Below are 26,215 nucleotides of genomic sequence, written 5' to 3' on the forward strand. Positions count from 1 at the left end.
ATCGAGCGTGACCGAGACACACTCCGCGGCACCTGTCAGCGAGGACACCGCGACCCATGAGCACGGGGGCCCCGGCGGCGGCGCCGCACTCGCGCTGGCGGCGCTCGGCGTCGTCTTCGGCGACATCGGCACCAGCCCGCTGTACGCGCTCCGGACCGTCTTCACGATCGACGGCGGCATCGTCAAGCCGATCCCCGAGGACGTCTACGGGGTGATCTCGATGATGTTCTGGAGCATCACGATCATCGTCTCGATCAAGTACGTGCTCGTGCTGATGCGCGCCGACAACAACGGCGAGGGCGGGGTGATGGCGCTCGCCGCACTGGCCAGGCGCCTCTACGCCCAGCGCCGTGGCGGTGCGACGATCTTCCTGGTCATCGGCATCATCGGGGTCTCGCTGTTCTACGGCGACTCCGTGATCACCCCAGCCGTCTCCGTGCTGTCCGCGGTCGAGGGCCTCGGCACCGCGGCCCCGGCGGTCGGGCACCTCATCGTGCCGATCGCCGCCGTGATCCTCGTCATCCTGTTCTTCGTGCAGCGGTTCGGCACCGGCAAGGTCGGCACGCTGTTCGGCCCGGTGATGATGCTCTGGTTCGTCGTCATCGCGCTCGCCGGCATCCCGCGGATCATCGAGCACCCGGGCGTCCTGCAGGGGCTGTCCCCCACGTGGGCGATCGCGTTCGTGTTCGCGCACCCGCTCATCAGCTTCGTGGCGATGGGCGCCGTGGTGCTCGTCATCACCGGTGCCGAGGCGCTCTACGCCGACATGGGCCACTTCGGCCGCGTGCCGATCCGCCGCGCCTGGTTCTTCGTCGTGTTCCCTGCGCTCGTGCTGAACTACCTCGGCCAGGCGGCGCTCGTGCTCGAGCAGCCCTCGGCCACGAAGGACCCGTTCTTCCTGCTGTTCCCGAACTGGGCGCAGCTGCCCGTCGTGGTGCTCGCCACCGCGGCGACGGTCATCGCGAGCCAGGCCGTCATCTCCGGCGCGTTCTCCCTGACCCGCCAGGCCGTCCAGCTCGGGCTCCTGCCGCCGCTGACGATCCGCCAGACCTCGAAGCGCGAGGGCGGCCAGATCTACCTGCCCGCCGTCAACCTGCTGCTGTTCATCGGCGTGATGGCGATCATGCTCGCGTTCCGGTCCTCGGCGAGCCTGGCGACGGCGTACGGCGTCTCGGTGACGGGCGCCCTGGTGACCGACACCCTGCTCCTGCTGCTCGTCGTGAAGCCGCTCTGGAACTGGTCGACGTGGAAGCTCGTCGTCGTCGCGGTCGTCTTCGGCGGCCTCGAGCTGACGTTCCTCGCCGGCAACCTGTCGAAGGTGCTGCACGGCGGGTGGGTGCCGCTGCTCATCGCGCTCGCGGTCGTCACGGTGATGACGACGTGGCGTCGTGGTCGGCAGCTCGTGCAGGACGAACGCCGGGCGCGCGAAGGCTCGCTCGCCGAGTTCATCGAGAAGGTCAACGCGAAGGGCGTCCCGCGCGTCCGCGGCGTGGCCGTGTTCCCGCACCCGAACAAGGAGACGACCCCGCTGGCGCTCCGGGCGAACATGGAGCACAACCACGTGATGCACCGCCGGGTCATCATCGTGTCCGTCATCACGGCCAACGTGCCGCACGTGCCGCACTCCAAGGCCTTCACCCGCGACGACCTGGGGTACGCCGACGACGGCATCGACCACGTCACCGTGAAGTTCGGGTTCTCCGACGACCAGGACCTGCCGCACGCCCTGCACGCGGCGTGCCTGTCGGAGGTGCTCGACCTCGACCCCGACGAGATGGCCGAGGCGTCGTACTTCGTCTCGCGCGGGGCACTCCGGCCGATGCGGGGCAACGGCGGGATGGTGAACTGGCGGAAGAAGCTGTTCGTCGGGCTGGCGCACAACGCCGCCGACCCGGCGTCCCGCTTCGGGCTGCCGCCGCAGCGGACGGTCACGATGGGCAGCGACGTCGAGATCTGACGTCAGGCGGTGCCGGCGGTCGTCAGGCCGTCGGGACCGCTTCGCTGCTGGCCAGCGCCGCCGCCAGCACGGCGTTCCGCACGACCCGGGCCACGTCCGGTGACGTCGACCCCGCCGGCCACGCGACGACGGTGGTGGCGAGCACGGCGTCGACGACCGGCACGGCGACGTGCTCCGGCCACTGCAGGGTGCGGCTGGACCGCGGGATGACTATGACCGTGCGGCTGAGGGCGACGAGCTGGGCGAGCTGGGCCTGCGACCGGACCTCCGGCCCGGGCCCGTCGGGGTAGGACCCGTCCGGCCGGGGCCACCGTGCGGCGGGCAGGTCCGGCAGGTCGCGGAGGTCCGCCTGCACGAGCGAGTCCCGCGCCGCCAGGGGGTGCGTGCGCGGCAGGATCGCCACCTGCTCCTCGGTGCGCAGGTCCTCGGTGTCGAACCCGGTCAGGTCGTCGTAGGTGCGGTGCATGAGCGCCACGTCGGCCCGGCCGTCGCGCAGGAACGCGGCCTGCTCGTGCACCTCGCCGAACAGCACCTCGATCGGCAGGCCGTCCGGGTCCGCCCCGTGCACGTCGAGCAGCGCCTGCAGCAGTTCGTGGTCGGCCCCGGCCTTCACCGCGAGCACGAGGTGCCGCGTGGGGAGCCCGGCCCGGCGGGTGCGTCGGCCAGCAGCCGCCACGGCCGCGAGCGCCGACCGCGCCTCGCCGACGAGCACGGTGCCGGCGACCGTCAGGCGCACACCGCGCGGGTCGCGGACGAACAGGTCCACGCCGATGCGCTGCTCCAGCTGTCGGACCGCCCGGGAGAGCGGCGGCTGCGACATCCCGAGCCGTGCGGCGGCGCGGCCGAAGTGCAGCTCCTCGGCCACCGTCAGGAAGTACCGCAGTTCGCGCGTCTCGAGATCGTCCACGTGCGGAGCCTACGTCGTGCCGATACCCCACGGGTATCGCTCGGCACCCGATCGGTCTTGGACGCACCGGGGTGCGCGGACCGAGGATCGGACCATGACGACGACACAGAAGACTGCCCTGGTCACCGGGGCGAACAAGGGCATCGGGTACGCGATCGCAGAAGCGCTCGGGAGGCTCGGCCACCGTGTCGTCCTCGGCGCGCGTGACGAGGTGGCCGGCGCCGACGCCGCGGCCCGGTTGGTCGCGCAGGGGATCGACGCGAGCGCCCTGCGGCTCGACGTGACGAGCGACGCGAGCGTCGCCGCAGCGGCCGCCGAGCTCGAGGACCGGGTCGGCATGCTCGACGTCCTCGTGAACAACGCGGGCATCTCCGGGGCGTTCGACCCGGTCACCTGGGGGCAGGACCCGACGACGATCGACCTCGACGTGCTCCGGGGTGTGGTCGACACGAACGTGTACGGCGTCATCCGGGTCACGAACGCGATGCTGCCCCTGCTCCGCCGGTCCGACGCCCCGCGCATCGTGAACACGTCGAGCAGCATGGGGTCCCTCGGCCGGCAGCCGGGTCCGGTGATGGCGGTCTACTCGTCCTCGAAGACCTTCCTCAACGGCATCACCGTGCAGTACGCCCGGGCGCTCGCCGACACCCCGGTGATCGTGAACGCGGCCTGCCCCGGTCTCGTCGCGACGGACTTCAACGGGTTCGCGGGGGACCGCACCCCCGAGCAGGGCGCCGCGACGGCCGTCCGCCTCGCGACCCTGCCCGACGACGGGCCCCGCGGCGGCTTCTTCGAGGACGACGGCGTCGTCCCCTGGTGACCGGTCAGGCCGTCAGGCCGTCCGAGTCGTCTGCGCGGTCAGTCTGCTCGGGCCGCTGACGGCAGACCGCTCGCGCGGCGCTCCAGGTCGGCCAACGCCCGCACGGTCGCCGGGTCGCCCTGCCGCCACCGCTCGACGACGTCGGCACCGAGCCGGGTGACCTCCGACCGGGTCGTCAGTGCGCGGACCGCGAGGAGCTCGGTGCCGGCCGGCTGACGACCCAGGCGCGCGGTGGCGGTGGCAGTGCGGACGAAGCCGCCGCGGAAGTGCAGCCAGACGAGCAGCAGTGCCACGACGAGGACGACGGCGACACCGCCACCCACCAGGTGCGCGAGCCGCACGGTGGCGTCGTGCTGCTCCGTGCCTGCTGCCGCCACCGCGCCGGCTCGTTCGGAGGCCTCGCGGAGCGGACGGCTCACGGCGTCACCGGCGAACGGCACCTTGCCGAGCGCGGACGCGGCCTTGCCGAGCTGCTCCTGGAACGCCGAGCCGTCCCGGTTCACCCGGGTGCCGATCGCCGCGATGCCGCTGATCGCCCCGGAGACCGTCGTACCGATGACGACCGCCAGGACACAGCCGAGCAGCACGACCACGTCGAGGACCACTTGCCGCACGCGCTGCACGGGTCGGGCGCTGTAGAACACCACGGTCAGTCCGTGGGGCGGTGCAGCGTGCGGATGCGGTCGTGCAGCGGTTCGGTCTGCCACCGCGCCTCGAACGTGCCCGACGCCGGGTCGCACCGCACCCAGAGCAGGTGCGGGGTGTCGACGAACCGCACGGCGACCAGCACCCGGCCGTCCTCGTCGACCGCGGCGCTCGCCGCCGTCGACCCGTCGACCGCCCACGCGCCGGCGCCGAGCGGCGCGGACACGGCGGAGCCGTCCTGGGTCAGGGTGGTCGTCCAGGTGGCGCCGTCCTGCTCGAGCACCACGGTGTCCAGGCCGGGGACCGCGGAGCTGGCGGCGCGGGAGAACGCACCACGAGCCTCCAGGCCGTCGACCGTGTCCAGCGCGCCCCCGGCGACCGGTGGCAGGGCCAGGCCGGGCAGGGCGGCGTCCGTCGTGTCCGGACCGGGACGGTCGATCGCCGGCAGCAGGTGCTCCCACACGGCGTCGAGCACGGCCTGCATGTCGAGGCTCTGGCCGGTGATCGCGAGGACGACGTCGTGCTCCGGCAGGACGACGCAGAACTGGCCGTAGGCGCCGTCGCCGCGGAAGCCGTGCCGGGCCATCCAGAACTGGTAGCCGTAGCCCTGGGACCAGTCCGGGTTCTCCTCGTCCGGGTTCGCGACCTGCATGCGGGTGGCGGACTCGACCCAGTCCTCGTCGAGGATCCGGACGCCGTCCCACAGCCCGCGCTGCAGGTAGAGCTGGCCGAGCTTCGCGACGCTCTCGGTCGTGGTGTAGCAGCCGCTGAAGCCGAGCTCGCCGACCGAGTCACGCTTCCAGGACAGTCGGTCGATGCCGAGCGGGTCGAGCAGCCGCGGCCGGAGGTAGTCCACCAGGGTGCCGCCGCTGACCCGCCGGACGATCTCCGCGAGCGTGTACGTGCACGGCTGGTTGTAGGCGAAGACCGAGCCGGGCTCCTCGTCCGGGGGCAGCAGCAGGAAGCCGCGGACCGTGTTCTCGGGGTCGATCGCCAGCGCCCGGTCCAGGGTCTCCGCACGGTGACCGCTCGCCATCGACAACAGGTGACGGAGGGTCATCCGACGGGTGCGCTGGTCGAGCACCTCATGGTCGAGCTCAGGGAAGTGGCTGATCACGGCGCTGTCGAGGTCGAGCAGCCCCTCGTGCGCAGCGATCCCGACGGCCGCCGCCGTGAAGCTCTTGCTCAGGGAGTAGAGCAGGTGCGGGCGGTCGGCGGAGTACGGGTCCCACCAGCCCTCCGCGGCGACCTGGCCGTGCCGGAGCAGGACCAGCCCGTGCGGCTCGACGTCCGGTGTGGACTCCAGCGCGCGGACGAGGGCATCCACCCCCGAGGCGTCGATGCCGAGGGCGGACGGGGAGCTGCGCGGGAACGTCGTCGTCACGGGTCGAGCGTAGCCCGGGCAGGCCGGGCGGCGGCCTGCCATCATCGAGGGAGCGTTCGACAGCAGATCGCACCGCCGTCACCCACGACAAGGATCCGCATGCCGTTCTTCACCCCGTCCTCCGCGACGAGCGACACCCCGCCCACCGGCGCCAGGAAGGCGTGGTCGGACGCGTTCGGCGGACTCGCGACCCGGTGCCTGCAGGTCATCATCGTGCTGGTCATCGTGATCGGCATCGTCTACGCCGCGTCGACCATCAGCGTCGTGACGATCCCGGTGCTCATCGCGCTCATCATCGCCTCGGCCATGCACCCCGTCGTGTCCTGGCTCCGCCGGCACCGCGTGCCTTCCCTCGTGGCAACCCTGATCGTGCTGCTCGGGGTGCTGGCCGTGCTCGGGCTGGTCGGGTGGCTCATCGTCGTCGCGGTCGAGAACCAGTGGAGCGACCTGCAGAAGTCCGCGGTTGACGGCTTCCAGCAGCTGCAGGGCTGGGTGACGTCGCTGCCGTTCTCGATCTCGGACAAGCAGATCGACGACGCGACGAAGACCGCCACCGACTTCGTCACGAGCGCCAAGTTCGGCTCGGGGGCGCTCGCCGGGGCCTCGGCCACCGCGAACTTCCTCACCGGGCTCGTGCTGATGATCGTCGTGCTGTTCTTCTTCCTCAAGGACGGCCCGAAGATCTGGGAGTTCCTGCTCCGCCCCTTCACCGGCACCCGCTACGCCCGCGCCCGTCGCGTCGGTGACCGCGTCGTCTCCACCCTCGGCGGCTACGTCCGCGGCACGGCGACCGTCGCCGCGGTGGACGCCATCGGCATCGGTGTCGGCATCGCCATCGTCGGGGTGCCGCTCGCGCTGCCCCTTGCCGTCGTCGTGTTCATCACGGCGTTCATCCCGATCGTCGGTGCCACCGCGGCCGGCATCCTCGCGGCCCTCGTCGCCCTGGTGACCCTCGGCCCGGTGCAGGCGCTCATCGTGGTCGGCATCGTGGTCCTCGTGAACCAGCTCGAGGGCAACCTGCTCCAGCCCGTGCTCATGGGCCGCACGCTGCAGCTGCACGGCCTCGTGATCCTGGTCGGCCTGACCGCCGGCACGGTGCTCGCGGGCATCACCGGCGCGGTCATGTCGGTGCCGCTCCTCGCCGCGGCGTGGGGCGCCGTGCAGGTCTGGGACGGCCCGGACACCCCCGCCAAGCCGTGGCGGCAGAAGCGCTCGGAAGAGGTCGGCGCCAAGTAGCCCGACGGGTGGACGGCGGCGCCCCGAACGGGGGTATCGCCACTTCCCCCTGACCCCCTTGTAGATTGCTCAGCAATCGACCGGTGTCCCCAGAACGGTGGACCCCGATCGGCCGACACGGACTCACCACCCGTGTCCCGCAGCGCGGCGGGAACGCCGCGTGGACCCGGAAGGATCAGGGATGTCACGCCCACGGACTGATCGAACGCCCCTGGCGTCGGGTGTCTTCGGCGTGCCGAGTCGTTCTGCGCGGCGTGACGTCGCCGGTGATCCCTTCCGCGTCGGGTCCCCTGCCACCACGGGGGACGGATCAGCGGCGGACGGCCGCATGTCGGGTTCGGTGCGGTGGGGCGTTCGGGTCCCCGCCGCACCGACTCCGCGTCGTCCACTGCGACGAACGACAGGAGCGAGCGTGCACGACCACGACACCCATCCCCTCGACCGGGCCGTCGGCCCCGAACACGTCGAGCGGTTCCGGCTGCTCCGGACCCCGGACGAGACGCTGAGCGTGGTCTGCCGGTGCGCGATCGGCGTCGACCACGACAACACCATCACGCCGGCCGGTCCTGCACCGGACCTGACGGGTCGCCGAGTCCGCTGACCGTCCCGCTCGCCGCGGTGGATACTGGGGCGGTGCGTGAACTCCAAGCCGCCATCGCCGCGGACCTCAACGTCCAGCCCGTCATCCACCCGGCCGCCGAGGTCGCACGTCGTGTCGACTTCCTCCGCGACTACCTGCTGACCACGGGGGCGAAGGGCCTGGTCCTCGCGATCAGCGGTGGGCAGGACTCCACCCTCGCCGGGCGGCTCTCCCAGCTCGCGGTCGAGTCGCTCCGTGCCGAGGGGCACGACGTCTCGTTCACCACGGTGCGCATGCCGTACCGGGTGCAGGCCGACGAGGACGACGCCCAGCTCGCGCTGCAGTTCATCGCCGCGGAGCCCGGTGTCACCGTGAACATCGAACACGGGGTCGACGGCGTGGTGCAGGACACCGCGGACGCCGGTGTGCCGCTGAGCGACTTCGTCAAGGGCAACGTCAAGGCGCGGATGCGCATGGTCGCCCAGTACGCGGTCGCCGGGCAGCGCGGGCTCCTGGTCGTCGGCACGGACCACGCGGCCGAGGCCGTGACCGGCTTCTTCACGAAGTACGGCGACGGCGGCGTGGACCTCACCCCGCTGACCGGGCTCACGAAGAGCCAGGGACGGCAGCTCCTCGAGCACCTCGGTGCGCCGGCCCGCCTGTACGAGAAGGCCCCCACCGCTGACCTGCTCGACGAGACCCCGGGCCAGACGGACGAGGCGAACCTCGGCCTGAGCTACGCCGAGATCGACGCCTACCTGCAGGGGCACGACGTGCCGGTCGAGGTCGCCGAGGCGATCGAGACCCGCTACCGCGCCACGGAGCACAAGCGCCAGGTGCCGGCGACCCCCTTCGACGCCTGGTGGCGCGCGTAGGGAGCCGTTCCCCGCGTCGCAGGTCGTTTCGCGCGTGGGTCGTTCCGCGCGTTGCGAGACCCTCCGCGCGCGGGAGGTCGAATCGCGCGTAGGCGGTCAGTTCTTCCGACCTCCCACGCGCGATCCAGCTTGCCATCGCGCGCGGTGTGGGTGGGAACCGCCGGACTGGAGGCTCCCCACCGGACCGGTGGGGAGCCTCCAGTCCGTCCTGTGGTGCGTCAGCCGGCCAGCGCGGCGTACCGTTCGCTGACCGATGCGCCGAGCGAGGCGCGGACGCTGCGCGTCAGCTCGTCCGCGAGGACCTCGTGCTCGCCGTGCTCGACGCCGTCCCACACCGCGGTGACGACGGACTCCGGGGTGTTCTTCGGCGCGTCGACGCCGCTGGCCATCGCCGTGTCGGTGTACCCGAGGTAGGCCCCGACGACCTGGACCCCGTCGCTCGCCAGCTCGAGCCGGATCGAGTCCGTCGCCGACCACAGCCCTGCCTTCGAGACGCCGTACGCGCCGGCGCCACCGAGCCAGCTGAGGATCGAGGCGACGTTGACCAGGGCGCCGTGCGCTGCGCGGAGTGCCGGGGCGAAGGCGCGCGTGACGAGCAGCGGTCCGACCAGGTTCGTCTCGATCTGCGCGCGGATGTCGTCGAGGTCGCCGTCGACGAGACCGCCCTGGCGCAGCAGTCCGGCGTTGTTGACGACGACCGTGACGTCGGAGGCCTCTGCGGCCGCGCGTGCCACCGAGGCGGCGTCGCTGACGTCGAGCACGAGGGGGACGATGCGGGCGTCGTCCCAGTCCTGCGGTCGTCGTGCGGCGGCGTAGACCTTCGTGGCGCCGCGCTCGAGGGCCTGGCGCACGAACTCGGTGCCGAGTCCGCCGTTCGCGCCGGTGACGAGCACGGTCTGTCCGATGAGTCCGGTCATGATGGGTTCCTTCCGTCGGGGCACCGAGCGATGCCGTGTCCTCTCGACAGCAATATGACCGGTCGTCTCATTCCCGGAGTGAGAGCATTGGTCCATGCCGAAAGCCAGCCTGCGGGACGCGATCGTCGACGCCGCCCTCGTCGAGTTCCACCAGCACGGGTACGCCGCCACCGGGGTGGCCGCGATCACCGGGTCCGCGGGGGCACCGAAGGGGTCGTTCTACAACCACTTCCGGTCCAAGGCGGACCTGGCGATGGAGGTCGCTGACCGCTTCGCCGCCGCGTCACCGATCGGGCTGCTCGCGGACGCGTCAGTGCCGCGCGTGGTGGACCGGATCACGGGCTACTTCGACGCGATGCTCGACCGGCTGGCCGGCATCGACTTCCGGTACGGCTGCCTGCTCGGCAACCTGGCGGTCGACACCGCGACGGACGAACCCGTGGTCGCTGCCCACGTCGACGAGGTGTTCGACGCGTGGGTCGCACGACTTGCCACGGCCGTGCGGGCCGCGCAGGACCAGGGCGACGTGGCCGCCGCACTCGACGCCGACCTCGTCGCGGCCCAGCTCGTCGACCTGTGGGAGGGTGCCGCGCTCCGGGCGAAGGCCCGCCGTGACGGCGACCTCACCCGCCGCGCGGTGACGGACGGGGTGCGGCGGCTGCTCGGGGTCTGACCCGCCGCGGGTCGCCCCGCGCGTTGCGGGTCGTTCCCCGCGTAGGTCGTTCCGTGCGGAGGTCGTTCCGCGCGTTGCGAGTCCTTCCGCGCGCGGGAGGTCGTTTCGCGCGTAGGTGGTCGTTCCTTCGCACCTCCCACGCGCGATCCCACGTGCCATCGCGAGCGGTGTGGGTGGGAACCGCCGGACTGGAGGCTCGCCACCGGGCCGGTGGGGAGCCTCGAGTCCGTCCCCTGGTGCCGTCAGGCGGGGACGCCGGACCGGCGGTGTGCGGCGGCGGGGTGTGATGCCGGGAGTCGGGCGGGACCTCCGGTCACGCGTTCGCGCAGGGTCTCGCCCGGGGTGTAGCGCTCGGGCAGGCGACCGCGCTCCTGCAGCAGCGGTGTGACGTACCGGCCGAAGTCGCGGACGGTGTCGAACGAGTGGTACTGCCGCAGGTTGATGCCGTCGATCCCGTCGTCGTCGAGCCAGCCCTCGATCTGCTCGGTGACCGCCTCGGGGACGCCCGCGGCCCAGAACGCGCCGTGCCAGGCCTCGTTCACCCGGTCGAGCAGCTCCCCGACGGTGGCGTCGAGTGCCACCCGTCCGACGAGGCGTTCGCCGCCGGCGACCCCCTCGACCTCGAGGGCGTCGCGGACCGTGCGGCTGCGCGGGTGGGAGAGCGCGTCGAAGGGGACGCTGCCGTGGACGAGCGGGCCCTCCTCGCTCGCGAAGGCACGGTACTGCGACACCTTGTCGTCGACCTCGCGCTGGGTCGGCGCGGTGATCACGGCGGCCTGGGTGACGAACCGGACGTCGCCGCGGTCTCGGCCAGCTGCCTGGGCTGCGTCCCGGACGGCGTCGGCGGTCCGCTGGACGCCGTGGCCACCGGTGAAGACGACCTCGGCGTGCTGACCGGCGCGGGTGATGCCGGCAGGGGAGCCGGTCGCGAGGAACAACGCGGGGGTGCGCTGCGGCGACGGCTCCGACAGGTGCGGGCCCGCGACGCGGAAGTGCTCGCCGACGTGGTCGATCGGGTGGACCTTGTCGGGGTCGGTGTAGATCCCCCGATCGGCGTCGCGGAGGACGGCGTCGTCCTCCCACGAGCCCTCCCACAGCTGGTAGAGGACGTCGAGGTACTCGTCGGCGATCTCGTACCGGGTGTCGTGCGGGATCTCCGTGGCCAGGCCGAAGTTCCGGGCCGCGTTCGGCAGGTAGCTCGTCACGACGTTCCAGCCGACCCGGCCGTTCGTCAGGTGGTCGAGCGTCGACATCCGCCTGGCGAACGCGAAGGGTGGCTCGTAGCTCGTGGAGAACGTGATGCCGAAGCCGAGGTGCTCGGTCACGGCGGCCATCGCGGGCACGACGAGCATCGGGTCGTTGTTCGGGATCTGCAGGCCCTCACGCAGCGCAGGCGCGGCTGATCCGCCGTACACGTCGTAGGCGCCGAGCACATCGGCGATGAAGACCGCGTCGAACTGACCGGCCTCGGCCGACCGGGCGAGTTCGGTCCAGTACCGGATGTCCGTGTACCGGTGTCGGTTGTTCCCGGGCAGGCGCCACAGGCCATGGGTGATGTGCCCGACGCAGTTCATCTCGAAGACGTTGAGCAGGAGTCGCTTCGGCATGCGTCCGACGGTACGGGGACGTGACGCGCGGCATGCGTTCGTGACCTCGTGTTTCCCCGGTGGGCGGCCTCGGGTGGGCGGCTAGCGCTCGTCCCGACGGTGTCGGCGGTCGTCGGGCTCGTCGGCACCGACCCGTCCGTCGGCACCGACCCGTCCGTCGGTGCCGTCACGGGCATCGCGTCGAGTGTCCTCGCCGGAGCGCTGGCGCTGGTCGTCGGACATCCGGCGCTGTTCCGGCTCGGCGTCGGGCTGCTCGGTGCCGTCGGCCTGCTCGGCGGCTGCTGTCCGGTCACGATCGCGGTCGCGGTCGGCAGCGAGACGTTCCTGCCAGATGATGCTGCGGGCCGCGCCCTCGAGGACGTCGTCGACCGGACGACCGGTCTGGGCGGCCAGGGCGCCGCTCAAGCCGGCGGTCAGGGTGCCGCCAGCCGAGGCGAGGCGTTCGACGACCTCCTCCTGCCGTTCGGTCAGGGGCTCGTCGATCATGTCCTCGATCGTCTCGCGGATGTTCTCCATGCTCGCGTCCAGAGCCGCCTCGTCACCGGACTGCAGCGCTGCTGCCTCCCCGACGACGACGAGTCCCAGCCGTGCAGCGTCCTCTTCGGGGCGGTGCCGTGCGTTCTCGTCAGTCATGTCCTGGACCGTACGCTCGGGGCTGCCGCGCTCCCTGGACAACTGGGGGACCCTCAGTCAGGATCTGCGTCCGGACGGGCATGGCGGCCACGTCGACCGACCCGCAGGTGCAGCGTGTGCGGCGGCAGGTCGTCCTGGTCCGGCGCCGCGACGAGCACGATGCGGCCGCGTCCGGCGACGGTCGCGACGGCCTCGTGCACGCGCTGCCGCGACGCCGGGTCGAGCTCGCTCGTCGGGTCGTCGAGGACGATGAGTGCGGCGTCCGTCACCAGGGCGCGGGCGAGGGCCACGCGCTGCTGCTGGCCGCCGGAGAGCTGCTCAGCGAGGTTGTGCCGTACCGCGTCCGCGACCCCGAGGGCGTCGAGGACACCGCTGATCGCCGCCGGGTCGTGCGGGGTGCCCCGGTGCTGTGCGAGCAGGCCGAGCGCGATGTTCTCGGTCGCGGTCAGGGCGCCGATGAGGGCGTGGTCGCGGGGCATCACGGCGACGGAGCCGGTCGTCGGCCTGGGGTCGGGCGCCGGCGCTGGGCCGGGTGCGGCATCATCGCGCGTGGGCGCCGTGTCCGTCGTCTCGAACCGGACCGTGCCGGTCGTGCGCCACGGCACGGGCTCGGTGTCGCCGGTCAGCACGTGCACGACGGCGTCGAGCACCACGGTCGCGTCGTCACCGCCCGGTGCGGAGACCACCACGACTGAGCCGGGCTCCACCAGACTGTCGGCGGCGAAGAGGTCGCGGCCGTCGAGCTGCACCGTGAAGTGGTCGAAGCGGAGCGCGGGCTGCGGCGTCACGGTGTCTCGTCGGTCACGGGTCTCCTCGGTCACGGTGCCTCCTCGGTCAGGGTGTCTCCTCGGTCCGTCGGACGACCAGGCCGCCACTGCCGTCGGGCTCGACCGTGACGAGGGCTCCCGCCGGCCACCCCGCGCGCAGGTGCTCGGGGATCGGCACCGACCCGTCCGCGGTGACGACGGCACGGCGGCCGGAGCCGGAGTCCTCCTCGCCCACGCGGCCGTCGCGCAGGTGGATCATCCGCTGCATCCGCCGGGCGACCCGTTCGTCGTGCGTGACGAGCAGCACGGCGATGCCCTCGCGCTCGGTCTCGGTCACGAGCAGGTCGAGCAGTGCCTCGCGGGGATGGTCGTCCAGGCGGCTGGTGGGTTCGTCGGCGAGGAGCAGCCGCGGCCGGCTCGCGAGGGCCACGGCGAGTGCGGCGGTCTGACGCTGCGACGGCGAGAGCTGGCCGACGGGGCGCCCGTCGTCCGGCACCCCGCCGGCGGCCAGGACCCGCTCGCCGAGGGAGACGTCGCGGCCGGGCGTCCCGCGGACCGTCCACGCCACGTTCGCGTGCGCGGACTCGTGCGCGATCAGGTTCACGTCCGCGCCCTGCAGCATCAGCCCGAGCACGTCCCGCCGCAGCCGTTCGAGCTCGGCCGGTCCGGCGGCACCGAGGTCCTGGTCCCAGACGCTGGCGATGCCCGCGCTCGGGCGCATCAGTCCGGCGGCGATCGAGAGCAGCGTCGACTTGCCGGAGCCGGACGGGCCGAGCAGGGCGACGCGCTGCCCTGGCGGCACGGTGAGGTCGATGCCGCGGAGGGCGGCGACGTCGGTCTCCGCCTCGCGGTAGACGTGCACGAGCCCGGCGGCACGGAAGGCGGCGGCGGGCCGGGCGGTCGGCTCGGACGCGGTCGGGCGTCGGCGGCTCATCGGACGTCTCCGTCGCGTTCGGGAGCCCGCGCGCCGGGCGTCGTCGGCCGGGTGGCGAACGAAGCCGTCGCGGCCGACACCGCGGCGACGGCAGCCAGCGCCGCGAGCGTGATGCCCACGACCGTCCACACGTCCACCGGGTTCCCCATCGGGGGCAGCGCACCGAGTCGCAGGGGGAGTCGTCCCGCGGTCAGGAGCGTCGCCGCGGTGCTCGCGACGGCTCCGGCGACCACCGCGAGGGCTGCTGGCAGGAAGGTCTCGAGGAACAGGGCCCGGCGGACGGCGCTGCGTCGGAAGCCCGCGGTGCGGAGGGTGGCCGCGTCCTCACGGCGCGCGGCGGCACCGACCACGCCCACGCCCGCGACCACGAGCAGGGTCAGCGCGAGGGCGGCGAGCGCGATCGGGACGCCGATGCGTGCCCCGCGTGCCGGGGCAGCCCGCTCCGCCTGGAGTTCGGCGTCGGCGAGCGTGTGTCGTGCGTCGACCGAGATCCCGCGGCGTTCCAGTGCGGCGACGACCCCGCGGTGGTTCCCCGGCGCGAGCCAGACCTCGTGGCGGATGTCCCGCGCCGTGGTGTCCGACACGCGTCCGGCGACCTCGAGGTCGACCAGTGCACCGTCGCCGAGCACCCGCGGGAGCGTCGGTGCCCTGCCGACGACCCGGAGCACCCGGGAGTCACCGGACGGGGCGATCCCGAGCACGCCGTCCTCCACCCCGGCGAACGCGTCGGTCACCGTGCCGCGACCGATGATCGCCGGCAGCGGTTCCGGGGCGTCGCGCGGCGCGATGCTCGGCGTGCCCGTCCCGGTCGGGTCGACCCACGAGATGCGCAGTCCGTCACGGGTCTGCCCGAGCACGGACATCGGCCGTCCGTCCGTCAGGGAGCTGTCCCCGATGCGGTCGCGCCACCGCTCCGGCAAGAGCCAGCGGTCGTCCACGGGCTGCAGCGCGTCACCGGTCCCGACGGCGATGCGGGTGACGGTGACGCCGAGGCCGTACGCCGCGCTGTCGACCGAGTGGCTCTCGAGCCCCAGGGACACCAGGCGACACCCGTCCTCGCACGGCACGGCGTCGCCCGTGCTGGTCAGGGTGCCGTCCCGCGGCGCGCCGAGGTCGACGCGTCGCCAGGTGTCCCCGGACTGCACCACCGCGACCACGTCGACGTCGCCCGGGTCGGCGGTCGCGTAGGTCTTGGCGGCCTCGCCGTCCGGGGCCCCCACGGTCGCGAGCGTGACGGCGAGCCGGTCACCAGTGAACCGCAGGGCGGGGCCGCCGGTGGGGCGCAGGGCCCGTGCTGCGCGGTCGAAGCGGTCGCCGCCCCACGACGACTGCCACACACTGACCGCTGTCAACCGGGTCGAGTCGACGGCGACCAGACGGCCGACCCCGGCGCCGGTCGTGGTGGTCTCCACGGCCATGGCGACGTGACCGGAGGGGTCGGCCCGTCGGACGGTGTCGACGAAGGGGACGCCCTCGCGCACGCTGACGTCGAGCACCGTCGCGGCACCGAGCTCCGCCGCGGCGCGGTCGTCGGCGAGCCGGACCGCGAGCACCGCCGACTGGCTCGACGACACCGCCAGGGCGACGCCCATCACGACCATGACCGCGGTCGTCAGGACGGAGGGCGTCCGGCTGATCCGCCGCAGCGCCAGGAGCTCCACCAGGGAGCGTGCGGGGCGAGCTGCCCGGCGGCGGACGACCGCCACGCCGATGCGCAGCCCGACGACTGCGACCAGGACGGCCACGAGCGTCGGTGCGAGCAGCGCGATCCCGAGCCCGTCGATGCGGCGCTGGGTGACGACCGCTGCCAGCCCGACGACCGCGGCGATGACGGCGACAGCCTGCACCACCGCGCCCGCCCGCGACAGCGCACGCGGCTCGGTCGCCCGCCGCAGCAGGTCGACGAGCGGGACCTTGGCGGCACGGCTGCTCGCGACGAGGAGCGCGACGAGCGACCCGAGCACGGACGCCGCGAGGGCGAGCACGACCGGCAGTCGGGTCGGCTCGAGCCCGGGGGCGTCCGCACCGAGCAGGACCCGGTCCAGGACCCCGGCGAGCACCACGCCGATGGCGGCACCGACCGCGCTGCCGACGAGCGTCGCGACGACGGGTTCGAGCAGCACGGTCGTGGACCGTCTGCGTGCGGAGAGCCCACGCAGCCGGGCGAGGCCCCACTCCCCGGCGCGGGCACGTCCGACCCGGGCCGCGAGGACCCCCTGCGCGAACCACGCCACGATCACGGCCTGCAGCGCCGACACCGCGACGATCACGGTCGCCGCGTCGTTGCCGTCGGCCACCCGGTCGACGAGCGCGTCGATCCGCTGCGTCACCGACACCGCCGACTGGGCGGCACCGACGGTGAGGGTGCCGTCCCGCGCTGCCTGCACGTCGTCGATCACCGCGGGCAGGTCGTCGAGCCGGGTGCCGGGCTCGAGCGTCCGGACGGACCACATCGTCCCGCCGACGCCGAGCTCCGCGAAGCCCGCGAGCGAGGTCACCAGCGCGGGCTCACCACCACCACCGCTGCCGAACAGCTGACCGGGTCCGGCGACGACGCGTCCGGGGCCCGACGCGGCGTCGTAGGTGCCGACGACCCGGACCCGGAACCGCTGCTCCGGGATGTCGAGCAGCGTCAGCGGCAGCACCGTGCCGACGGGCAGGTCCGCACCGGCAGCCGCGAGCACCTCGGTCTTGCCCGTCGGGCACCGGCCCGCCGTCAGTCCGATGCGGCGACAGGAGCCCTCGAGCCCCGCCAACGGCGTCAGACGACGAGCGTCCTCACCGGGCGGCGTGTCGGCCGAGGCCGGCGGCAGGAACGACACGAACGCGGACGACGTCGCCGACACCACGTCGTCCTGCCAGAGCCGCAGGTGCTCGGCCGCCCCGGTCGTGGTCACGACCGCGCCCTCGGACTCGGTGAGACTGCCGACCTCGATGTCGGCGGACGCAGCGATGGACGTCTCCCGGACCCCGCCACGCGCCAGGGCGTCGTCGAGGGTGGCCTGCTCCACGGCACGGAGCATGAGCGGTGCGAGGACCGACACGATCGTGGTGATCACGGCGAGCACCGTCAGGACGACGCTCGCGGCAGGGCGTCGACGGACGCTGCGCACCCAGAACGGTGTTCCGCTGCCGCGCGACATGGTCCCCCTCTGGACGCCGGCTCCGTCACCGACGATCGCGATTCTGGCACACCGGACGGGAGGCTCGTGGCGGGCCCCGCCACGAGCCTCCCGTCCGGCTCACCGTCGCCAGCAGCGCGCGCCGCGACGCCCCAGCTGAGATCGCACTTCGTGTCGGTTCGCCGCCCGCGGAGGCGACACGAAGTGCGATCTCACCGGCCCGGTCAGCGCTGGTGACGTTCCTCTGATGCGGACGGGCAGCGTGATGGCCGCGACCGCTGATCGTCATCCCCGCGGCGGAGGTGGCAGCGCCGCGACCTCCGCTAGCGTCGGCCCATGCGACAGCGGGTGGGCGTGAACGTGGCGGGTGTGGCCGTGGTGGCGGTGTACGCGGGGCTGATGGCGCTGCAGGCACTCGTGCTCGACCCACTGGCAGCGGTCCCCGGGCGCTCGCTGGCTGCGATCCTCGGGCACCTGGAGCGTCAGGGCTTCGACGTCGCCGCTGACGTCTGGACCGTGGTGGTCACGGCAGCTGTCGGGGTCGTCCTCGCCGTGGGCGTCGCCGTGTGGGGGATCGTCGACCGGCTCGACCCCGTCGTCTCGGCGGTGCTGTTCCTCGCCCTGCTGGTCTTCGGCGCCCCGGTGACGTTCGGCACCGGCTTCGCGCTCGGCATGGACGTGGCCGACGGGTTCGGGAAGAGCGGGGCAGCGCACACGATCTGGGCGGGCGTGCTCTACGGCGCGAGTCTGCTGGCGCTCATCGGCATCCCGGTCGTGGTCGGCGCGACGTGGCTGCGCCGGAACGGCCGACGGGGGCGTGCCGTGGTCGTCTGACCACTGCACGCCCCCGTCGGGCTCTGATCTGGTGCGATCAGCGGCGCGAGCCCTTGCCCGCGAAGCGGGTGTAGAGGAACAGCACGATGATCGCGCCGATGATCGAGCCGATGATGCCGGCCGGCTGGAAGAAGCCGTCCATCGGGTCGTGCTGGAAGATCAGGAACCCGAGGAAGCCGCCGACGAAGGAACCGACGATGCCGAGGACGATCGTCATGAGGATCGACAGGTTCTGCTTGCCGGGGATGATCAGGCGCGCGAGCGCACCGGCGATCAGTCCGACGATGATCAAGCTGATGATGAGACCGAGCACGGTGTCCTCCTGGTGGAACGAACGAATCGGCACCGACGGGTTCGTCGGTGCCGAGGTCAACCCCAGAGTCAACACGGTGGGACACATCCACGCCGGTTTTCGCGTCTTCTGGCTGTTTCGTCGTCCCGGAACAACCGGGCCGAGGGGTCTCAGACCAGGTTCGAGGCCTCGAGCTCGGCCTGCAGCTCCGCGTCCGACGGCTCGACGAAGTGCTTGCCGTTCGGCAGCACCACGACGGGGATGCTCTTGCGGCCGCTGATCTCCTCGGCTCGTGCAGCGGCGGACAGGTCGGCCTCGACGTCCACGTACGTGTACTCCACGCCGAGCTTGTCGAGCAGCGCCTTCGAGCGGCGGCAGTCGCGGCACCAGTCCGCGCCGAACATGGTCACCTGGTCGTACGTCACGTCGGTCATGTCGTCGGGAACCACATCCGTGGTCCCGCCTATTCCCGGGTCGGCCGGCATCCCGGCACCAGGCCGCCCACCCGCGGAGCACGATGGGCGCATGGCCATGCCCCCCGCTATCCCCGTGGACCACCCGCACCACCGCCGAGGTTGGTGGTGGAAGACCCTGCTCGTCGGCTTCCTGCTCTGGGTGGTGACGATCATCGTGACGGTGTTCACGAGCAACACGAACCTGGTTCCGACGATCATCCTGCTCGGCAGCTTCCTGGTGCCCTTCACCGTGGTGCTCTTCGTCATCGAACGGGTCACTGGCACGGTCAGCACGATGCAGCTCGTCACGGCGTTCTTCGTCGGCGGGATCCTCGGCGTGCTCGGGGCGTCGCTGCTGGAGTCGGACCTGCGGCAGGGTGCGCTGATCTACGTCGTGGTCGGCTTCGTGGAGGAGTTCGTCAAGGGCGTCCTGCTCGTCGTGGTCGGGTGGCGCGTCCGCCCGAAGACCGCCAGACAGGGAGCACTCCTCGGGGCGACCGTCGGCGCGGGCTTCGCGGCGTTCGAGTCCGCCGGGTACGCCTTCAACGCGGCGATCACCGCGCGCGGCATCGACCTGGTGTCCCTGCTGCAGACCGAGGTGGTCCGCGCGATCCTGTCGCCGGTCGGCCACGTGCTCTGGACGGCGATCCTCGGCGCCGTGCTGTTCGGCGCCTCGCACGGTCGGCCCCGGTTCCGGTGGACCTGGACGGTCCTGGTGACCTACGTCGTGGTGTCGCTGCTGCACGGACTGTACGACTCGAACGGGACGATCTCGACGCTGCTGGCCTTCGTCGTCACCGGCACGCCGCTGTCCGCGGCGCAGAACGGGACGGTCCCCACCGCCATCGCCGGGCTCGCGTCGACGCTCTACGTGGTGGGGCTCGCCCTCGTCTCGGCGATCGGCGTCGCGGTGCTCATCGGCGTGCAGGTGCACTTCCGCAACCGCGCCCGCCGCGACGGCACGGACCCGACCGGGGCCGGTGCCGCACCCGTCGGCGCCGGCTGGCACGACGCACCGCACCCCCGACCGATCGACTGACGACGAGGGCCGCGACGACCGCGACGACGGGTCCGACGCCCCGCCCTACGATTGACCCATGCCGCGCGCCGACCCGACACGCCGACCCGACGTCGCGACGCGCTCCTGGGCCTCGGCGGCCGTCCGACGCTTCGCCGCCGCCACGAACCTGCTCGTCGCCGCCCGCCGCTTCCGCCTGGTCGGCGGTGACCCCCGCGACCGCAGGGCCCTCCACGAGCTGCTGACCGCCCTCGGCGCCCGAGCCGCAGCCGACCACGAACCCGTCGACCAGCTCTGGTGCCTGGGCGAACCCGACGAGGGCACCGCCGCCGTCGAGCGCGAGGCCGACCGCCCCCGCGGCGCCACCCTCGTCGTGATCGACGCCGGACGCCACCTCCCCGCGGTCGACGAGGACGCCTTCGGCCCGGTCACCTTCGCCCGACCCGGGGTGCTGGCCGTGCCGATGCTCTCCGACGACGTGTTCCTCGTCTCGACGGGCCGCGACCCCGAGGACGACCCCGCCGCCGACGCCCGCCTGCGCTGGGCGCGGCGGTCGATGCCGGTCTCCCGCGCAGTGGCGGGCGAACTCCGCGACGGCGGGCTGCTCCGCGGCACCCGCATCAGCGTCGCCATGGTCCTGGAACCGAAGACCGCCGTGCTGAGCCTGCTCCTCCGCGACGCCGGCGCCGAGGTCGTCGTCTACGCCCACGCCGACGAGACTGACGACGCCGTGGCCGACGCACTCCGGCGAGCCGGGCTGCCCGTCTTCGCCGAGTCCACCGCGACGCTCGCCCGGCAGAAGGAGCTCGCGCTCGCGATGCTCGACACGCGGCCACACATCCTGCTCGACGACGGCGCGCACCTGATCCGCCTGGCCCACCAGGAGCGCCAGGACCTGCTGCCGACGATGCTCGGCGCCGCGGAGGAGACCACGAGCGGCCTCCGCCCCCTGCGCGTGATGGCCTCCCGCGGTGACCTCGGCATCCCCGTGGTCGCCGTCAACGACGCCCGCACCAAGACCTTCTTCGACAACCGGTACGGCACCGGGCAGTCGACGGTCTTCGCGGTCCTCGACCTGGTCGACGGGCTCACGTCCGGCGCACGTCCGGAACTGCCTGGGCCCACGCCGCCGGTTCCGGACCGACGCGCCAGCGGCGGTCCGGCCGTGCCGGTGGGGAGAGGCTCAGCGGTCGTCGCCGGGTTCGGTCACGTCGGCGAGGGGGTCGCCCTGGTGCTCCGCGCGCTCGGGTTCAGCGTCACGGTCGCCGAGACGGATCCGGTCCGAGCCCTGCAGGCACTGTTCGCCGGGTACAGCGTCGCCCCGCTCGTCGACGCCGTGCGCGAGGCCGAGCTCGTGATGAGCGCGACCGGGGTCCCCGACACAATCAGCCTCGACGTCCTGCGGGCCTGCGCTCCCGACGCGGTGGTCGCGGTGGCCGGAGGGGTCGACCAGGAGGTCGCGCTGGATGCTGCCCTCGCCGCTGGAGCCACGATGAGCACCGTCGGGCGCAAGGCCGAACGCCTGACGTTCCCCGGGGCGGCGTCCGGGCCGCTCGTGCTCGACCGCGGCGGCTGCATCAACATCACCGCGGCCGAGGGCAACCCGGTCGAGATCATGGACCTCTCGTTCGCAGCGCAGCTCGGTGCGGTGCGGATGCTCCTCGAGCACGGCGACGAGCTCGAGCGTGCCGTCGTGCCGATCGACCCCGCGGTGGACGAGGCGACCGCCCGCGCGGCGCTCGCCGCCTTCGGGACGCAGGCCGAGCCTCCCGGCCGTGTCGCCAGCCAACCCGCGGACCGCGAGCCGGACGTCCGGACCAGCCGCTTCGGGGACCCCGCGTGAGCGAGGTGACGGCCGCGACCACCGTGCACTCGGCCCGCATCGTCGTGCCGATGACGGCGCCGCCCATCGCCGACGGTGCCGTCGCGGTGCGTGACGGGCGGATCCTGCACGTCGGTGAGCGGTCCTGGGTCGTCGACCAGCTCGACGGCTGCGCGTTCACCGAACGACGCTGGCGCGGGGCCCTGCTGCCCGGGCTCGTGAACGCGCACTCGCACCTGCAGTACACCGGCATGGCCAGTGTCGGCTCCGGCCAGTACCAGGGCTTCGAGGACTGGGCGGCAGCGTTCAACCGGGACTACGCCGAACCGCACGACTGGCGGGCCGAGGCCGCGGAGGGCGCGCGCCGCTCGATCGTCGCCGGGGTGACGAGCATCGCCGACGTCGTGACGGACATCGAGGCGGCGACCGCGCTCGAGGACACCGGACTCGGCGGGATCGCCTACTGGGAGGTGATGGACTGGGAGAACGCGGCCTGGCAGCAGCACGGCCGCGACCAGGTCCTCGACGAGCTCGCCCGCATCCCGACCACACCGGGGGCCGGGCTCTCCCCGCACGCGCCGTACTCGCTCGACGTCGCACCCCTGCTGGAACTGCCCGACATCGTGCGGCAGCGCGGGCTGCGGCTGCACCTGCACCTCGGCGAGGCCGCCTTCGAGGGGGAGCGGCTCGCGGGGGTCGACGGCGCCGACCTGCACGGCACGGACTGGCACCTGGCGAACGTGCCGTCGTTCCGAGCCATGCGGGCGCTCGGGTTCGGCGCGAGCGCGACCGCGTTCGTGGACCGGCTCGGGGTGCTCGGGCCGGACTGCCACATCGCGCACGGCGTGTACATGACGGCCGCGGACCGGGCACTGCTCCGAGCGCGCGGGACCGCCGTGGCGCTGTGCCCGCGGTCGAACGCGGTCATCGGCCTCGACCCGCCGCCCGTCGCCGACTACCTCCGCGAGGGCAGCCCGATCGCGATCGGCACCGACTCGCTGTCCTCGTCCCCGTCGCTCGACCTGATGGCCGACGTCACCGCACTGCACCGGATCGCCCGCGCGCAGGGGTACGGCGACCACGACCTGCACGAACGCCTGCTCGCGGCGGCGACGCTCGGCGGGGCGCACGCGATGGGGCTCGCCGTCGGGCAGGACCGGATCGGCCACCTCGCCGTCGGGGCCCGCGCCGACCTGGCCGTGTTCGACGTCGACAGCCGGACGGTGCCCGACGCGCTCGCCGAACTCGTGGAGGACGGAGCCGGGCGCGCGGTCGCCACGGTGATCCGCGGGGCGGTGCGTGCCGACGGCGGCCCGGACCGTCACCGGGACGTCCCGCGGGGCGGGAGGATGGTGCCATGACGAACCAGATGGCACGACGCACCGTCGACGGCGAGGTCATCGAGTGGCTCGACGTGCCGCAGCGCGCCGCCGCCCTCGGGATGGAACCGCACCCGGAGGGCGGCTGGTACGTCCGCACGTGGACCTCCCCGGCGACCGTGACGACGTCCGCGGGCGACCGGCCCGCCGCGACCCTCATCCACTTCCTGCTGCCGCCGGGGGAGTCCTCCGCGTGGCACCGGGTCACGAGCGACGAGATCTGGATGTGGCACGGACCGGACTCGGTCGTGCTCGAGCTCGGCGGGACCGGCGACCAGCCGGAACCCGGGGCGCAGATCACCCTCGGGCCGGACGCCGGCCGTGACCGCGTGAACGACGCCCAGGCGTTCGTCCGCGGTGGCGTGTGGCAGCGGACCCTGCCCGGCGACGGCGAGGTCCTGGTGAGCTGCCTGGTCTCCCCGGGCTTCTCGTTCGAGGACTTCACGCTGTCGTCCTGACGCCCCATGACGCCGCCGGTCGCGGTGGTGTACCAGTTCCCCGTACGATTCTCCATGCCCCCCGACGCCCCCGCACGAAGGCCCGACCGTGACTCGTACCCTCCGCCTGTCCCTCGCCGTCGCGACCGCCGCCGCCGCCGCGCTCGCCCTGTCCTCGTGCAGCGCCGGCAGCTCGGGTGGTGCTGACGGCACCGTGTCCGACGGCAAGCTCACGATCGCGACCGGGCAGCCCGCGTACTCCCCGTGGGTGGAGGACAACAAGCCGCAGTCCGGCAAGGGCTTCGAGTCGGCCGTGGCCTACGCCGTCGCGAAGGAGATGGGCTACGCCGAGTCCGACGTCGTGTGGAAGCGCTCGACCTTCGACAGCGCGGTGGCCCCGGGCCCGAAGGACTGGGACCTGAACGTCCAGCAGTTCTCGATCTCGTCGCAGCGCAAGAAGGCTGTCGACATGTCGTCGCCGTACTACACGACGACCCAGGCCGTCGTGACGACGCAGAAGTCGAAGGCCGTCGACGACACCACGATCGCCAAGCTCAAGCAGGACACGATCGGCGTCGCTGCCGGCTCGACGAGCATCACCAGCGTGAAGGACACCCTCGGCGTCACCCCGCAGGTGTTCAACTCGAACGACGACGCCGTGCTGGCGCTGAAGTCCGGCCAGATCGACGCCATCGTCACCGACCTGCCCACGGCCTTCTACATGTCCGCCGCGCAGCTCGACGACGGCACCGTCTCGGCGCAGTTCCCCGCCGACGGCAAGGGCGACCAGTTCGGGTTCGTGCTGCCGAAGGACTCCGGGCTCACGAAGAAGGTCGACTCCGCGCTGCAGAAGCTCGACGACGACGGCACGCTGCAGGACCTGCAGACGAAGTGGCTGTCCTCGGAGACGAACACCCCCGTCCTGAAGTAGCACGTGACGCTCCCAGCAGGGGCCGGCGCGGGCACCCCCGTCGCGGCACCGACCCCCAGCCCGATCGAACTCGAACGCCGGCTCTGGCGCCGCCAGCGTGGCCGTCGGTCGGTGGTCGTGTCCGTCGCGTCGACGCTCGTCGTCCTGGCGATCGCGTACTTCGGCGTCGTCAACACCCCGGGCTGGGCCGCCGTCCAGCAGTCGTTCTTCGACCCGGGCGTCGCCGCCTCGACCTTCCCCGACATCCTGCTCGGCCTGTGGCTGAACGTGCGGATCCTGTTCTTCGCGTCGATCGGCGTCGCCGTGCTGGGCACTGTGCTCGCCGTCGTCCGGGGCCTGCGCAGCCCGGTGTTCTTCCCGCTCCGGGTGCTCGCGACCGCCTACACCGACCTGTTCCGCGGGCTGCCGCTCATCATCGTGCTCTACCTGGTCGGCTTCGGCCTGCCCGGGCTCGGCGTCTTCCCCCGGCTGCCGCCGGAGTTCTGGGGCACGATCGCGATCGTGCTGACGTACTCGTCCTACGTCGCCGAGGTGCTCCGCGCCGGCATGGAGGCCGTGCACCCGTCCCAGCGCCTGGCCGCGCGGTCGCTCGGCCTGTCCCACACCCAGACGCTGCGGCTGGTCGTGCTGCCGCAGGCGATCCGCAAGGTCACGCCCGCGTTGATGAACGACTTCGTCTCGATGCAGAAGGACGTCGGCCTGGTGTCGATCCTCGGCGCGGTCGACGCCGTCCGCTCCGCACAGATCGCCCAGGCGGAGACCTACAACTTCACGCCGTACCTGGTCGCCGGCCTGCTCTTCGTCGTGATCAGCCTGCCGCTCATCCGGGTCACGGACGCGATCGCGCGTCGGCAGCAGCGGCGCGAACAGATCGGTGGCACCGTATGACCGACGCACCCGTCCTCGAGCTCCGTGGGCTCCGGAAGTCGTTCGGCGAGCACGAGGTCCTGCGCGGCATCGACCTGACCGTCGACCAGCACCAGGTCATCTGCGTCATCGGCGCGTCCGGCTCGGGCAAGTCGACGCTGCTCAAGACCGTGAACCTGCTCGAGGGCATCGACGACGGCCAGGTCCTGCTGCAGGGCACCGACATCTCCGACCCGCGCGTGGACGTCGACGCCACCAGGGCCCGCATCGGGGTCGTGTTCCAGCAGTTCAACCTGTTCCCGCACATCACCGTGCTCGACAACGTGACGCTGGCGTCGCGGAAGGTGCACGGCATCGACCGGGCCACGGCCGAGCAGACCGCGCGGCGACTCCTCGAGCGGATCGGCCTCGCCGACTTCGCGGGGTCGTACCCGGACCGGCTCTCCGGCGGGCAGCAGCAGCGCGTCGCGATCGTCCGGGCGATCGCGTCCGACCCCGAGCTGCTGCTCCTCGACGAGGTCACGAGCGCCCTCGACCCGATGCTCGTCGGCGAGGTGCTCGACCTGGTCACCGAGCTCAAGCAGCAGGGCTCCACGATCCTGATGACCACGCACGAGATGCACTTCGCGCGGAACGTCGCCGACCGCATCGTGTTCCTGCACCGCGGCGAGGTCGTCGAGCAGGGCGAACCGGCCGCGGTCCTCGACAGCCCGCAGCACCCGGCGCTGGTGGAGTTCCTCTCCCGCGTCGGCGCCTGACGCTCGTCGGTGGTGCGGCGCCGCTTCGCGCCCCGGTGCGCACACCGCGCCCCGTCGTGACGGGGCGCGATGTCCGCGGGCGGGCGTGATGCGACCCTGCCCGCATCGGCCCGGAGGACCGGTGCCGGCCCGCCGGGCATGCGCCGCGCCTCCAGGCGGTTCCGTCTGGATGTGCACAACGGAAGTGGGCTCGCGCCGCCTCCGTGCACGGTTCGAGCCGGCACCGGTGGTGCGGCGCCGCTTCGCGCCCCGGTGCGCACATCGCGCCCCGTCCTGACGGGGCGCGATGTCCGCGGGCGGGCGCGATGCGGCCCTGCCCGCATCGGCCTGGAGGACCGGTGCCGGCCCGCCGGTCGTGCGACGCG

25 protein-coding genes are annotated in these 26,215 nt (G+C 72.8%); 14 read left to right on the forward strand and 11 right to left on the reverse strand.

The window, feature by feature from the left end; translation table 11 throughout:
• Window positions 1-7: 7 nt before the first annotated feature.
• Complete coding sequence (locus ITJ54_RS17365) at window positions 8-1,957, forward strand: potassium transporter Kup (RefSeq protein ID WP_194630499.1); 1,950 nt, start codon at window positions 8-10, stop codon at window positions 1,955-1,957.
• A 22-nt stretch (window positions 1,958-1,979) separates the two neighbouring features.
• On the opposite strand, the gene ITJ54_RS17370 is transcribed toward ITJ54_RS17365, so the two are convergent.
• The gene (locus ITJ54_RS17370) at window positions 1,980-2,864 is read right to left on the reverse strand and encodes a LysR family transcriptional regulator (RefSeq protein ID WP_194630500.1); all 885 of its coding nucleotides are present in this window, start codon (window positions 2,862-2,864) and stop codon (window positions 1,980-1,982) included.
• A gap of 94 nt (window positions 2,865-2,958) precedes the next feature.
• On the opposite strand from ITJ54_RS17370, the gene ITJ54_RS17375 reads away from it, so the two are divergent.
• Window positions 2,959-3,684: an SDR family oxidoreductase gene (locus ITJ54_RS17375; protein ID WP_194630503.1), complete on the forward strand. Its 726-nt coding sequence runs from the start codon at window positions 2,959-2,961 to the stop codon at window positions 3,682-3,684.
• 38 nt (window positions 3,685-3,722) lie between these two features.
• Here the strand turns inward: ITJ54_RS17375 and ITJ54_RS17380 are convergent, their stop codons facing one another.
• Together ITJ54_RS17380 and ITJ54_RS17385 are read right to left on the reverse strand one after the other, a co-directional pair.
• Window positions 3,723-4,331 (reverse strand): hypothetical protein, encoded by a 609-nt coding sequence (locus ITJ54_RS17380; RefSeq protein WP_194630505.1) that lies wholly within the window; start codon window positions 4,329-4,331, stop codon window positions 3,723-3,725.
• A gap of 2 nt (window positions 4,332-4,333) precedes the next feature.
• Window positions 4,334-5,713, reverse strand: a complete 1,380-nt coding sequence (locus tag ITJ54_RS17385; protein ID WP_323741777.1) for a serine hydrolase — start codon at window positions 5,711-5,713, stop codon at window positions 4,334-4,336.
• Window positions 5,714-5,812: 99 nt separating this feature from the next.
• Here ITJ54_RS17385 and ITJ54_RS17390 point away from each other — a divergent pair, with 99 nt between their 5' ends.
• The 3 genes from ITJ54_RS17390 (at window position 5,813) to nadE (ending at window position 8,404) form a co-directional block, all read left to right on the forward strand.
• Window positions 5,813-6,949: an AI-2E family transporter gene (locus tag ITJ54_RS17390; protein WP_194630507.1), complete on the forward strand. Its 1,137-nt coding sequence runs from the start codon at window positions 5,813-5,815 to the stop codon at window positions 6,947-6,949.
• A 412-nt stretch (window positions 6,950-7,361) separates the two neighbouring features.
• Entirely contained in the window at window positions 7,362-7,550 is a 189-nt protein-coding gene (locus ITJ54_RS17395) for a hypothetical protein (RefSeq protein ID WP_194630509.1), read from the forward strand.
• 32 nt (window positions 7,551-7,582) lie between these two features.
• Complete coding sequence (gene nadE, locus ITJ54_RS17400) at window positions 7,583-8,404, forward strand: ammonia-dependent NAD(+) synthetase (protein ID WP_194630511.1); 822 nt, start codon at window positions 7,583-7,585, stop codon at window positions 8,402-8,404.
• A gap of 218 nt (window positions 8,405-8,622) precedes the next feature.
• Here the strand turns inward: nadE and ITJ54_RS17405 are convergent, their stop codons facing one another.
• Window positions 8,623-9,321, reverse strand: a complete 699-nt coding sequence (locus ITJ54_RS17405; protein WP_194630513.1) for an SDR family oxidoreductase — start codon at window positions 9,319-9,321, stop codon at window positions 8,623-8,625.
• A 94-nt stretch (window positions 9,322-9,415) separates the two neighbouring features.
• Here ITJ54_RS17405 and ITJ54_RS17410 point away from each other — a divergent pair, with 94 nt between their 5' ends.
• Window positions 9,416-9,994 (forward strand): TetR/AcrR family transcriptional regulator, encoded by a 579-nt coding sequence (locus ITJ54_RS17410; RefSeq protein WP_194630515.1) that lies wholly within the window; start codon window positions 9,416-9,418, stop codon window positions 9,992-9,994.
• 242 nt (window positions 9,995-10,236) lie between these two features.
• Here the strand turns inward: ITJ54_RS17410 and ITJ54_RS17415 are convergent, their stop codons facing one another.
• From ITJ54_RS17415 to ITJ54_RS17435, 5 genes are all read right to left on the reverse strand, one after another.
• Window positions 10,237-11,601, reverse strand: a complete 1,365-nt coding sequence (locus ITJ54_RS17415) for an NtaA/DmoA family FMN-dependent monooxygenase (RefSeq protein ID WP_194630517.1) — start codon at window positions 11,599-11,601, stop codon at window positions 10,237-10,239.
• Between the two features lie 81 nt (window positions 11,602-11,682).
• Entirely contained in the window at window positions 11,683-12,234 is a 552-nt protein-coding gene (locus ITJ54_RS17420) for a hypothetical protein (protein WP_194630519.1), read from the reverse strand.
• Window positions 12,235-12,287: 53 nt separating this feature from the next.
• Window positions 12,288-13,055 carry an ABC transporter ATP-binding protein gene (locus ITJ54_RS18415; RefSeq protein ID WP_194630521.1) on the reverse strand — a complete coding sequence of 256 codons (768 nt, stop codon included), beginning with the start codon at window positions 13,053-13,055 and terminating at the stop codon, window positions 12,288-12,290.
• 13 nt (window positions 13,056-13,068) lie between these two features.
• On the reverse strand, window positions 13,069-13,935 hold the full coding sequence (locus ITJ54_RS17430; RefSeq protein WP_194630524.1) for an ABC transporter ATP-binding protein: 867 nt from the start codon (window positions 13,933-13,935) through the stop codon (window positions 13,069-13,071).
• Window positions 13,932-17,078, reverse strand: coding sequence for an FtsX-like permease family protein (locus tag ITJ54_RS17435; protein WP_194630526.1), 3,147 nt, complete (start codon window positions 17,076-17,078; stop codon window positions 13,932-13,934). The genes ITJ54_RS17430 and ITJ54_RS17435 overlap by 4 nt, the downstream gene beginning before the upstream one ends.
• Before the next feature lie 315 nt (window positions 17,079-17,393).
• Here ITJ54_RS17435 and ITJ54_RS17440 point away from each other — a divergent pair, with 315 nt between their 5' ends.
• A complete protein-coding gene (locus ITJ54_RS17440; protein WP_194630527.1) occupies window positions 17,394-17,891 on the forward strand; it encodes a hypothetical protein in 498 nt (165 codons plus the stop codon).
• A gap of 37 nt (window positions 17,892-17,928) precedes the next feature.
• Here the strand turns inward: ITJ54_RS17440 and ITJ54_RS17445 are convergent, their stop codons facing one another.
• Together ITJ54_RS17445 and ITJ54_RS17450 are read right to left on the reverse strand one after the other, a co-directional pair.
• The gene (locus ITJ54_RS17445) at window positions 17,929-18,204 is read right to left on the reverse strand and encodes a GlsB/YeaQ/YmgE family stress response membrane protein (RefSeq protein ID WP_071273536.1); all 276 of its coding nucleotides are present in this window, start codon (window positions 18,202-18,204) and stop codon (window positions 17,929-17,931) included.
• A 149-nt stretch (window positions 18,205-18,353) separates the two neighbouring features.
• Complete coding sequence (locus ITJ54_RS17450) at window positions 18,354-18,617, reverse strand: glutaredoxin family protein (RefSeq protein WP_194630530.1); 264 nt, start codon at window positions 18,615-18,617, stop codon at window positions 18,354-18,356.
• A 91-nt stretch (window positions 18,618-18,708) separates the two neighbouring features.
• On the opposite strand from ITJ54_RS17450, the gene ITJ54_RS17455 reads away from it, so the two are divergent.
• The 7 genes from ITJ54_RS17455 to ITJ54_RS17485 all read left to right on the forward strand — a co-directional run bounded on the left by ITJ54_RS17455 (window position 18,709) and on the right by ITJ54_RS17485 (window position 25,850).
• Entirely contained in the window at window positions 18,709-19,677 is a 969-nt protein-coding gene (locus ITJ54_RS17455; RefSeq protein WP_228509615.1) for a PrsW family intramembrane metalloprotease, read from the forward strand.
• Between the two features lie 58 nt (window positions 19,678-19,735).
• A complete protein-coding gene (locus ITJ54_RS17460; protein ID WP_194630532.1) occupies window positions 19,736-21,499 on the forward strand; it encodes an adenosylhomocysteinase in 1,764 nt (587 codons plus the stop codon).
• On the forward strand, window positions 21,496-22,839 hold the full coding sequence (locus ITJ54_RS17465; RefSeq protein ID WP_323741778.1) for an amidohydrolase family protein: 1,344 nt from the start codon (window positions 21,496-21,498) through the stop codon (window positions 22,837-22,839). Before ITJ54_RS17460 ends, ITJ54_RS17465 begins: the two co-directional genes overlap by 4 nt.
• Window positions 22,836-23,315, forward strand: coding sequence for a cupin domain-containing protein (locus ITJ54_RS17470; protein WP_228509616.1), 480 nt, complete (start codon window positions 22,836-22,838; stop codon window positions 23,313-23,315). The genes ITJ54_RS17465 and ITJ54_RS17470 overlap by 4 nt, the downstream gene beginning before the upstream one ends.
• A gap of 88 nt (window positions 23,316-23,403) precedes the next feature.
• Complete coding sequence (locus ITJ54_RS17475; protein ID WP_194630534.1) at window positions 23,404-24,225, forward strand: ABC transporter substrate-binding protein; 822 nt, start codon at window positions 23,404-23,406, stop codon at window positions 24,223-24,225.
• A 3-nt stretch (window positions 24,226-24,228) separates the two neighbouring features.
• Complete coding sequence (locus ITJ54_RS17480) at window positions 24,229-25,113, forward strand: amino acid ABC transporter permease (RefSeq protein ID WP_194630536.1); 885 nt, start codon at window positions 24,229-24,231, stop codon at window positions 25,111-25,113.
• On the forward strand, window positions 25,110-25,850 hold the full coding sequence (locus tag ITJ54_RS17485) for an amino acid ABC transporter ATP-binding protein (RefSeq protein WP_194630538.1): 741 nt from the start codon (window positions 25,110-25,112) through the stop codon (window positions 25,848-25,850). The genes ITJ54_RS17480 and ITJ54_RS17485 overlap by 4 nt, the downstream gene beginning before the upstream one ends.
• Window positions 25,851-26,215: the final 365 nt, after the last annotated feature.

Origin of the sequence: Curtobacterium sp. VKM Ac-2865 (assembly GCF_015350905.1) — a bacterium.
GTDB lineage: Bacteria > Actinomycetota > Actinomycetes > Actinomycetales > Microbacteriaceae > Curtobacterium.